Genomic DNA, 9,941 nt, shown 5'->3' on the forward strand with positions numbered 1-9,941 from the left:
AGACACCGCCCTTGATGGTCCAGGCGTCATTCAGCGTATAGACGCCGTACAGACGCGGGCTGAAGTGGTTGCCAAAGACTTCGTGGTCGTCAAAGCGGATCCCACCGGTCAGGGCAAAGGCTTCGGTCGCTTGCCAGGTATCTTCGGCAAACAGCGAATACATGTTGTGGTCCTGGGCCTTGCCGCCCTGACCGGATTCCAGACCGAAGACGCCGTCCGTCAACTCGCCGCGAATGACCTGTGCGCCCACGACGACGCGGTGCTCGCCGTGCCAATTGCGGATCAGGTTCATCTGCGCATCCAGCGTCAGTTGCTCGCTTTCCAGCGTGCGTTGCGGGCGGGGCAGGAAGGACTTGAGCTGCTGGAGTTGCGCCGGGCTGAGGTTGGCCTGCATGACCGCCAGCTTGGTGGCTTCGGACAGGTTGTTCCACGCGTTGGCGTTGTTGTAGCCCATAGCGCGGCCGGGAGCGCAGTAGCCGGTGGCCGCAAGAGTGCCGCCCATGTTTACGCAGGCGGCGTTCCACAGACCTTGAACTTGCTGACGCTCGGCCACCGAGAAGGGCAGGGTGCGGCCCTCGTTATGGGTCGAGACATGCGACAGCGACACGCGTGTCGAGCCGAACGACCACTGGCCTTCGTGGGTGAGGGCAATGGCGTTACGGGTGAACTCCTGCGACGGGGCATAGCCGGCGCGCGGTTCAACGCGGCCGTTACTGCCTATACGCAGCATAGCGCCATAGTTATCGACGGTGCCGACCGGATATTCCTCGACACCCTCGTCGTTCAGGCGGATGGCGTTGTCGTAGGACTGTTTGGAAGCGTCGTAGTCGAGGGTGATGGTTTGGCTGGCCGTCGGGGTAAAGGTCAGGGTCAGGCCGCCGGCGATGTTTTCATTGTCGACAGTCTTGCCCCCGCCGCCAAAGCCAAGGGCGCGGTCGATAGTGTTGCCGTTGGGGTCCTGAACCGTCCCGTAGATCGGGTTTGAGGCATCGCGTTCGTAGTAGCTGCCGCGCACACTGAGGTTCAGCAGGCCTTTGACCAGAGGGCCGTTGGCATACAGGTCATAGGTCGCGTCGTCGCCGTACTGGTCGTCCATCTGGAAGGTCTGGCCGACCGTCAGGGAGCCGGACCAGCGGTCGGGCGATCGCTTGGTGATGATGTTGATCACGCCGCCCATGGCGTCCGCGCCATACAGGGTCGAGGCCGGACCGCGGATGACTTCGACACGTTCGACCGCGGCAAGCGGCGGGATGTGGTTGAACTGGTTGCCGCCGAAATTGTTGGGATAGATGTCGCCGTGGTTATTCTGGCGACGGCCATTGATGAGGACCAGCGTATAGTCCGAGCCCATGCCGCGCATGGAAATAGTGCCCTGACCGGTCTTGTCGCGTGTCTCGCCGATATCGACACCCTCAAGATCGCGTACGGCGTCCAGAAGAGTGATGTAGGGGCGCTGGGACAGTTCCTCGGCGCTAATGACGCTGATGCTGGCAGGGGCATCCACGATCTTCTGCTCATAGCCTGCGGCGGTCACGACGATGTCGCTGACGCGGGTTGGCTCCTGCTGGTCCAGCGACTCCGCCACAGCCGTTGGGCTGATACCCATCGCGCTTGCCGCGAGGGCACTGGCAGCGAGTAGGCGGGTACGGCGCGAGAACTTCTGGACGGTCATGGATGTCCCAATCAACTTTTGAGAATGCCTCTCAACTAGTTTTGCAAACGATTTGCAATAACGTCAGGGGCGATGCGACAACCTGCCACAGCAATCGGGACGACGTCGGTGTCAACGCGCCCTCTGGTGCGGCGCAAGGCAAAGCCATACAAGGGTAGCTATGACCTTGATCGATATCCTGATCCTTGTTGCCATCGGCGGCGTGGCCATCACGCTGGGCTTTGGCATTTTCGGCCTGTATCGCAACACCGATGCCTCGCGGAACCGCTCCAACAAGCTGATGCGCCTGCGTGTGGTGCTTCAAGCCGCGGCAATCATCCTGCTGATCATCGGTATGGCGATCAAATCGGCCCATTCGGGCTGAATACAGTCAACGCGAGCGAGGAGGGGCCGATGGTCACGCTCAACAAGATCTACACCCGCACCGGCGACAAGGGTACGACCCGACTGGCCACCGGCGAGGAGGTCTCAAAGACCGGCCCCCGTGTCTCGGCCTATGGCACTGTTGACGAACTCAACGCTGTCATTGGCGTGGCCCGTCTGCACAGCGGGCAGAACGACCGTATCGATGCCATGTTGGGGCGCATCCAGAACGAACTGTTTGATCTGGGAGCCGACCTGGCCACCCCGCTGGAGCCTGCGCCCAAATGGGAGGCCCTGCGCATCATCGCCTCGCAGGTCGAGCGACTTGAGCAGGAAATCGACTGGATGAACGAAAGCCTCAAACCTCTGGACAGTTTTATCTTGCCCGGTGGTTCGCCGCTTTCGACCTATCTGCATGTCGCGCGCACCGTCTGCCGCCGCGCCGAGCGTGACACAGTGGCGATGATCGAGGCGGGTGAACAGATCAACACCGAAGCGATGAAATACTTGAACCGCCTTTCGGATCACCTGTTCGTGGCGGCCCGTCGGGCCAATTCCAACGGGGCCGACGACATCAAATGGGTGCCCGGCGCGACCCGCTGATCGGCGACGAACACAAAAAAGGGCTGCGACGCGCGATGTGTCGCAGCCCTTTTTTCGTTTCCATACAGATCAGTCTTTGGTCAGCGCTTCGACGCGGGCGCGCTCGGCGTCGGTCGCGGCCTTCTTGGCGCGATTATAGGCGGCCAGTTGGGCTTCCTTGTCGACCAGATCCTTGTTCATGGCCGCCGAGGCTTCGGCACGGGTTACGCCTTCGGCGCGTCCGGTGATGTCCGGGATATAGATCGGCTGGGCGCAGGTGCGCGTTTCCAGATCGTACCACCAACCCTTGTCTGCGCACCGGTCACCCGGATCGACCCAGACACGTTGCAGCACAAAGACGCCGAGCAGAGCGAGGGTGAACACGCCTGCAAAAATGATCGACAACCGGCGAAAGGTCAAAAAGCGCTTCATATCGGGACCTATAGATCAAAAATCAGCTATTGGAATGGCCGAACTTCACCCTAGGTTACGTTGACAGGCGCGGGCGTACAGTCCAATCCCTCCCCAAACTTTCGACGATCAAGTGGATAGTCTCATGAAGATACTCGTCCCGGTGAAACGGGTGATCGACTCCAACGTGAAGGCCCGCGTCAAGGCGGACCAGACCGGCGTTGATCTGGCCAATGTTAAGATGAGCATGAATCCCTTCGACGAAATCGCCGTCGAAGAGGCAGTTCGTCTGAAGGAAGGCAAGGAACACCACGCTGCTGGCACTGCCACCGAGATCGTGGTCGTCTCCATCGGCGTGACCCAGGCTCAGGAAACCATCCGTACGGCTCTGGCCATGGGTGCGGACCGCGGCATTCTGGTTCAGTCGGACGCCGACCTCGAGCCGCTGGCCGTTGCCAAGCTGCTGAAGGCTGTGGTTGCCGAAGAGCAGCCGGACCTGATCCTGATGGGCAAGCAATCGATCGACGGCGACAACAACGCTGTTGGCCAGATGCTGGCCGCTCTGCTGGACTGGCCGCAAGCCACGTTCGCCGGCAAGCTGGTCATCGACGGTGGCAAGGCTACCGTGACCCGTGAAGTCGATGGCGGTCTGCAAACCGTAGCTGCCGAGCTTCCGGCTGTGGTCACCGTTGACCTGCGCCTGAACACCCCGCGCTACGCTTCGCTGCCGAACATCATGAAGGCCAAGAAGAAAGAGATCGTCACCAAGTCCGTCGCCGACTACGGCGTGGACGTGGCCGATCGTCTGAAGGTCCTCAAGGTCACCGAACCGGCCAAGCGTTCGGCTGGTATCAAGGTCGCTGACGCTGCCGAACTGGTGGCCAAGCTCAAAGACGCAGGTGCTCTGTAATGGCTGTTCTCGTTATTGCTGACCACGACGGTTCGATCGTTCGTGACACCACCCACAAGACCGTAACCGCTGCCAAGGCTATCTCGGGCGACGTGGACGTACTGGTTCTGGGTCAAGGCGCATCGGCGATTGCCGACGCTGCTGCCAAGATTGACGGCGTGCGTAAGGTCCTGCTGGCCGAAGGCGCTGGCGTGGCTCAAGGTCTGGCCGAAGCTGTAGAAGCGACCGTTGTGCCGCTGGCTGCTGGCTACGACGCCATCCTCGTTCCGGCCAACACCGACGGCAAGAACTACGCTCCGCGTATCGCGGCCAAGTTGGACGTGGCTCCGATCTCGGACATCGTGGAAGTCGTTTCGGCTGACACCTTTGTTCGCCCGATCTACGCCGGTAACGCTCTGGAGACCATCCAGACCGCTGACGCCAAGAAGGTCATCACCGTTCGTCCGACCGCATTCGCCGCTGCTGGCGAAGGTGGCTCGGCTTCGGTTGAAACCGTCGCCGCTGCCGAAGCTCCGAAGACCACCTTCGTCTCCGAAGAAATGGTCAAGTCGGACCGTCCGGAACTGGGCGCTGCCAAGATCGTCGTCTCGGGCGGTCGCGCTCTGGGTTCGGCCGAAGAGTTCGCTGCTGTCATCGAGCCGCTGGCCGACAAGCTGGGCGCTGCTGTCGGTGCCTCGCGCGCTGCGGTCGACGCCGGCTATGCTCCGAACGACTACCAAGTCGGTCAGACCGGCAAGGTCGTGGCTCCGCAGCTGTACATCGCTGTGGGCATCTCGGGCGCTATCCAGCACCTCGCCGGTATGAAGGACTCCAAGATCATCGTCGCCATCAACAAGGATGCCGACGCGCCGATCTTCCAGGTGGCCGACTACGGCATCGTAGGCGACTACAAGACGGTCGTTCCGGAACTGATGGCGGCTCTGGGCTAAGCCCGAACCCCTCCATGTTTCAAAAGCGCCCCGGCCGGAAACGGTCGGGGCATTTTTTATTGTTGCTCAACCAATGCCGGATCGAGGCGGCTCAGGATGTCGCGTGCGCTATCCTGATTGCCGACGTTGGCCGTGAAGGTGAATGGCCCGCTCTTGAAGGTGAAGTGCAGATTGACCGTCCTGAAGGCGGCCAATGTTCGGACCGACTGGATTTGCGCCAACGGCACCCGACGACGTTTCAAAACGCGGTATTCCAGATAATCCGGCCCGATCACCAAAACCGGATTGAGACTGTTCGAAGCGACCGCCAGCCACGGGGATATCCCTTTGATGCCGGTAAACGTTGCCAGCACCGTTACGTCAGTCGATCCGTGCGGGGTGGCGGGTGGCGGAATGGCCGGTCTGCGCCACTTTGCTCGGAGCCTTCTGACGATCCACCACAGCAATAGAGCCAGAAGAGCGAGGTTCAGGACAATCAGGACAACGGACGAAAAAGGCGGTGTAGGCACGGGGGGGGGATGCTCCAGTACGCCGAACTGGGTCGGACCTTGGCACCGCGTCGGGGACAAGGCAAACAGGCACCATGACCGCCCGTATCCCCGTCAAACTCACCCCCCGCTCCGCTAAGGACCAGATCGAAGGTTGGGACGTCGATCCGGAAGGGCGTCCGGTGCTGAAGGTGCGGGTGAGGGCTCAACCCGTTGAAGGCGAGGCGAACGAGGCGCTGGTACGCCTGTTGGCCAAGATGCTGGGTGTGCCGCGCCGTAACGTGAATCTGGCACGGGGTGGCCAGTCCAGATTGAAGATGATTGAGGTTACAGACCTCAGCGATGAAGAAGTGCGCGAAAGATTGCTTAAGGGCTGAATTCGGCCTTTACAGCCTGGCCGTAACGATCCTCTATGACCGCCGTTGTCTGCCCGCAGACTGCGGGTGCGAGGGGGTTCGCCCATGTTTGTAAATCGTTTGCGGGGCCCCAGCCTCGCTATCCTTTCATGCGCCATGGGCGCGCTGATGCTGACAGCCTGTGCCTCGACGGGGCAGGCTTCGTCGTCGGGAACATCGGCCAGCGCCGACACGGCCCGTCCGGCAAAGCCTATGGCCGCAGGACTGGCCAGCGCTTCGGACCTTAATCCCTATCCTTCGACCTACCGACCCCTGCAGCAGCAGAACATGGCTATCGTCGGAGCCACGGTCTTTGACGGCGCGGGCCGCAAGATTGAGAACGGCGTCGTGGTTGTGACCGACGGTCGGATTGCCGCTGTCGGCGATGCTTCCACTCCGGTTCCGCAGGGCCATCAGGTCGTAGACGCGCGCGGCCGTTTTGTCTCGCCGGGCATCATCGACATTCACAGCCACCTCGGCGTCTATCCGTCGCCGGGCGTGACGGGCATGAGCGACGGCAACGAAGCCACCAATCCGAACACGGCTCAGGTGTGGGCCGAGCACTCGGTCTGGCCTCAGGATCCGGGCTTCAATGCCGCCCGCGCTGGCGGCGTGACGACCCTCCAAGTTCTTCCGGGCTCGGCCAACCTGTTCGGTGGTCGTGGCGTGACGCTGCGCAATGTGCCGGCTACCACCATGCAGGCCATGAAGTTGCCGGACGCGCCTTATGGTCTGAAGATGGCCTGTGGCGAGAACCCGTCGCGCGTCTATGGCAGCCGTAACCAGTCGCCCGCCACGGGGATGGGCAATATGGCCGGCTATCGCGCAGCCTTCATCGCCGCGCAGGACTATCGCGAGAAGTGGGAGAAGTACCGCGAAACCGGTCAGGGCACCCCGCCGACCCGCAATCTCCAGCTGGAAACCATCACTGGTGTTCTGGACGGCTCGATCCTCGTTCAGAACCACTGTTACCGCGCCGATGAAATGGCGTTGATGATGGATTTGGCCAAGGAGTTCGGCTTCAAGATTCGCGTCTTCCACCACGCTATCGAGGCCTATAAGCTGGCTCCGCAGTTGGCTCAGAACGGCATCTGCGCCGCGATGTGGACCGGCTGGTGGGGCTTCAAGATGGAAGCCCTGGACGGCATCGAAGAGAATGCGGCCATCGTTGATGCCGCGCCGAACTCGTGTGCCGTTATCCACTCGGACGACCAGGAACTGATCCAGCGCCTCAATCAAGAGGCCGCCGCATCGCTTTCGGCAGGTCGCCGTGCGGGTCTGAATATTCCCGAGGAACGCGCCATCGGCTGGATCACGCTGAACGCAGCCAAGGCTATCGGCATCGATAATCAGACCGGCTCGCTCGAAGTCGGAAAGCGCGCGGATGTGGTGATCTGGAGTGCCAATCCGCTGTCGATCTATGCCCGCGCCGATCAGGTCTTCATCGACGGTGCACTGACCTTTGACCGTACAAATCCGGCCTATCAGCCGGTATCCGATTTCGAACTGGGCCAACCGGGCTTTAACCGTCCGGCTGCTGGCACTGCTCAGGGAGCCCGCTGATTCATGCGTATGAACATTCTTATCGCCGCAGCGGCGGCCGCTCTTCTGTCTGCCGCACCGGCTGTGGCTCAGGATATCGCCATTACGGGCGGCAAGGTTCTGACCGGCACGTCGGTTATTGAAAACGGTACGGTGGTCATCCGTGGCGGGCGCGTGGTGTCGGTGGGTGCCGGTACGGCTCCTGCGGGCATGCGCACCATCGATGCGACCGGCAAGGTGGTGACGCCGGGCATCGTCGCTGTCGATTCCGGCATCGGTGCCAGCGAGGTCGGCTCCGTGTCGGGCTCGAACGACCTGCGCAACAACGCCAACACCCTGACAGCGGCCTTCGACGTGTCGTACGGCATTGATCCGTGGTCCTTCACCATTCCGACCGCGCGTCTGGGCGGGGTAACCCGCGCCGTTGTTACTCCGCAGCATGGCGGCTCGGGCGGTGGTCATAGCCACGACGATTCCGGCATCGACGACATGACCGCCGGTGCGGGTCACGGCGGCTTCCAGTCTCCGGGTCTGTTTGCCGGTCAGGCGGCTGTCATCAACCTCAAGGACGGGTCCAATATTCTGGTCAAGTCCAAGGTGGCCATGACCGCCCCGTTCGGGGAAGCCGGTGCCCGTATCGCCGGCGGTGCGCGCGGTGCCCAGTTCGTGCTGTTCAAGGAAACCCTGAACGAAGTGCGCCTTTATGCCCGCAACAAGTCGGCCTATGAGCGCTCATCCTTGCGCGACCTGTCGCTGTCGCGAGCCGACCTTGAAGCCCTGATCCCTGTCGTCGAAGGCCGCATGCCCTTGATCGTCACAGCGGACCGCGCCTCGGACATCCAGCAAGTCTTGCGACTGGCCCGCGAGGAAGGCCTCAAGATCATCCTCGACGGAGCCGCCGAGGGCTGGTTGGTGGCCAACGAGATCGCCGCAGCGAATGTGCCGGTATTGGTCCACCCGACCACCAATCTTCCGGGCAATTTCGAAATGCGCGGGGCGCGTATGCAGAACGCCGCCGCCTTGCACGCAGCAGGTGTTGTCATCGCGCTCAAGGGCAACGAGGGATCCACCCACCGCGCCCGTGACATCCGCTACAACGCCGGCAACGCCGTCTCGCATGGCCTGCCGTTTGATGCCGCCATCGCGGCCATCACGGTGAACCCTGCGCGGATCTTTGGCTTCGAAGGCCAGTTCGGCGAGTTGAAGTCCGGTGCCGCCGGTGACGTGGTGGTTTGGTCTGGTGATCCGCTGGAGCCGCTGTCGCAGCCTCAAGCCGTGGTCATCGACGGCGTGGAGCAGCCGATGGAGGCGCGCAACCTGATGCTGCGAGACCGCTATCTGCCCAATGCGGCAGGCAGCCGTCCGCACGCCTATAGTTACTAAGAGCCGTCACGGGGTCTAATGCGCAGGGGCATCCGGTCTTTGGCCGGATGACCTTTCGTTTGTGCCGGTCTGCGCTAGAAGAGGGCATGGCCAAGACCTTCTACATCGATGCCGACGCCTGTCCCGTAAAGGAAGAGGTCTACCGCGTGGCGCGGCGACTGAACTGGCCGGTATTTGTAGTGTCCAATAGCTGGATCCGCATCCCGCAAGAGGCGCTGATCACCCAGATCGTGGTGGATGCAGGCCCGGATGTGGCGGATGACTGGATCGCGGAGCGGGCAGGGGCCGGCGATGTGGTCATCACCAACGACTATCCCCTGGCTGACCGGTGTCTGAAGTCGCGTGCCGAATGCATCCGGCCAAATGGTACGGTGCTGGACGAGAACACAATCGGCTCGGCGCTTGCGGGCCGGATGGTCGGCGAGCACCTGCGCTCCATGGGCGTGGAGACGTCCGGACCGCCTCCGTTCTCCAATGCCGATCGCTCGAAATTCCTCCAGACGCTGGACGCAGCGGCGAACCGCGCGGCGAGGAAGGCCTGATGGCCGAGATCAAACGACGCATTCCCGATGAGGAACTGGAGTTCCGCTTCTATCGCGCCGGTGGTCCGGGGGGACAAAACGTCAACAAGGTCTCGACGGCGGTACAGATGCGGTTCGACGCCAAAAACTCGCCGAGCCTGAACGACTATACCCGTGAGCGATTGATGAAGAAGGCGGGTAGTCGCCTGACGCTGGATGGAGTGATCGTGATCACCGCCACCCGCTTTCGCACGCAAGAGCGCAATCGCGAGGACGCCATCGAACGTCTGGAGCAGATGGTGGCGGAGGCGGCGGTGCGTCAGGCCTATCGCGTGCCAACCAAGCCGACCCGCAGTTCAAAGGAACGCCGCCTAAAGGCTAAGTCCACCCGCTCTGTGATCAAGAGCGGGCGGGGCAAGGTCAGTTTCGACTAGGGTTAATCCTGCGCGGGGCGGAACAGCAGGGCCGCGACCTGATCGTCGTTATCAAAGCCGATCACCCATTCGGTGGCCTGATTGGCGAACTCCACCCGGAACAGATCGACACCATCAGGCTGCCCCTTATGGGTGATGGATTTCAGATCGCCGAACTGGGTCAGCAGGCTACCGATTTGGCTGGCCTGCGGGCGCACTTTTTCAGCCACGTTGTCACTGAACATCGAGTAGTCGACGCTGCCCGACTTCAGACCGGCGATGATCTGGCGAAGGGCGTTCTCGGCCCGGGCGATATCGGGTGCCGCTGCGGG

At 62.0% G+C, this 9,941-nt stretch carries 12 protein-coding genes and 1 pseudogene; 9 read left to right on the forward strand and 4 right to left on the reverse strand.

The window, feature by feature from the left end; genetic code table 11:
• Positions 1 to 1,672 (reverse strand): TonB-dependent receptor domain-containing protein (locus OB03_RS14315; RefSeq protein WP_461344611.1); only part of this gene is annotated, 1,672 nt, incomplete at its 3' end.
• 160 nt (positions 1,673 to 1,832) lie between these two features.
• Here OB03_RS14315 and OB03_RS14320 point away from each other — a divergent pair.
• On the forward strand, positions 1,833 to 2,036 hold the full coding sequence (locus OB03_RS14320; RefSeq protein WP_242912319.1) for a twin transmembrane helix small protein: 204 nt from the start codon (positions 1,833 to 1,835) through the stop codon (positions 2,034 to 2,036).
• Positions 2,037 to 2,065: 29 nt separating this feature from the next.
• Entirely contained in the window at positions 2,066 to 2,638 is a 573-nt protein-coding gene (locus OB03_RS14325; RefSeq protein WP_242912318.1) for a cob(I)yrinic acid a,c-diamide adenosyltransferase, read from the forward strand.
• Positions 2,639 to 2,707: 69 nt separating this feature from the next.
• Here the strand turns inward: OB03_RS14325 and OB03_RS14330 are convergent, their stop codons facing one another.
• Positions 2,708 to 3,049, reverse strand: a complete 342-nt coding sequence (locus OB03_RS14330) for a hypothetical protein (RefSeq protein ID WP_242912317.1) — start codon at positions 3,047 to 3,049, stop codon at positions 2,708 to 2,710.
• A 124-nt stretch (positions 3,050 to 3,173) separates the two neighbouring features.
• Here OB03_RS14330 and OB03_RS14335 point away from each other — a divergent pair, with 124 nt between their 5' ends.
• A complete protein-coding gene (locus tag OB03_RS14335; RefSeq protein ID WP_242912316.1) occupies positions 3,174 to 3,938 on the forward strand; it encodes an electron transfer flavoprotein subunit beta/FixA family protein in 765 nt (254 codons plus the stop codon).
• Positions 3,938 to 4,867 carry an electron transfer flavoprotein subunit alpha/FixB family protein gene (locus OB03_RS14340; RefSeq protein ID WP_242912315.1) on the forward strand — a complete coding sequence of 310 codons (930 nt, stop codon included), beginning with the start codon at positions 3,938 to 3,940 and terminating at the stop codon, positions 4,865 to 4,867. Before OB03_RS14335 ends, OB03_RS14340 begins: the two co-directional genes overlap by 1 nt.
• Positions 4,868 to 4,923: 56 nt before the next feature.
• Here the strand turns inward: OB03_RS14340 and OB03_RS14345 are convergent, their stop codons facing one another.
• The gene (locus OB03_RS14345) at positions 4,924 to 5,376 is read right to left on the reverse strand and encodes a hypothetical protein (protein ID WP_242912314.1); all 453 of its coding nucleotides are present in this window, start codon (positions 5,374 to 5,376) and stop codon (positions 4,924 to 4,926) included.
• A 74-nt stretch (positions 5,377 to 5,450) separates the two neighbouring features.
• Between OB03_RS14345 and OB03_RS14350 the strand changes: the two genes are divergently transcribed.
• From OB03_RS14350 to arfB, 5 genes are all read left to right on the forward strand, one after another.
• Entirely contained in the window at positions 5,451 to 5,732 is a 282-nt protein-coding gene (locus OB03_RS14350; protein WP_461344612.1) for a DUF167 family protein, read from the forward strand.
• An 84-nt stretch (positions 5,733 to 5,816) separates the two neighbouring features.
• Complete coding sequence (locus OB03_RS14355; RefSeq protein WP_461344613.1) at positions 5,817 to 7,313, forward strand: amidohydrolase; 1,497 nt, start codon at positions 5,817 to 5,819, stop codon at positions 7,311 to 7,313.
• Positions 7,314 to 7,316: 3 nt separating this feature from the next.
• Positions 7,317 to 8,675, forward strand: a complete 1,359-nt coding sequence (locus OB03_RS14360) for an amidohydrolase family protein (protein WP_461344614.1) — start codon at positions 7,317 to 7,319, stop codon at positions 8,673 to 8,675.
• A gap of 86 nt (positions 8,676 to 8,761) precedes the next feature.
• Positions 8,762 to 9,217 carry a YaiI/YqxD family protein gene (locus tag OB03_RS14365; protein WP_242913080.1) on the forward strand — a complete coding sequence of 152 codons (456 nt, stop codon included), beginning with the start codon at positions 8,762 to 8,764 and terminating at the stop codon, positions 9,215 to 9,217.
• The gene (gene arfB / locus OB03_RS14370; RefSeq protein WP_242912310.1) at positions 9,217 to 9,630 is read left to right on the forward strand and encodes an alternative ribosome rescue aminoacyl-tRNA hydrolase ArfB; all 414 of its coding nucleotides are present in this window, start codon (positions 9,217 to 9,219) and stop codon (positions 9,628 to 9,630) included. The genes OB03_RS14365 and arfB overlap by 1 nt, the downstream gene beginning before the upstream one ends.
• A gap of 2 nt (positions 9,631 to 9,632) precedes the next feature.
• Here arfB and OB03_RS14375 read toward each other — a convergent pair.
• Positions 9,633 to 9,941 (reverse strand): annotated as a pseudogene (locus OB03_RS14375) (hypothetical protein); the annotation flags it as partial.

The sequence above is a fragment of the Brevundimonas sp. GN22 genome (genome assembly GCF_054824005.1).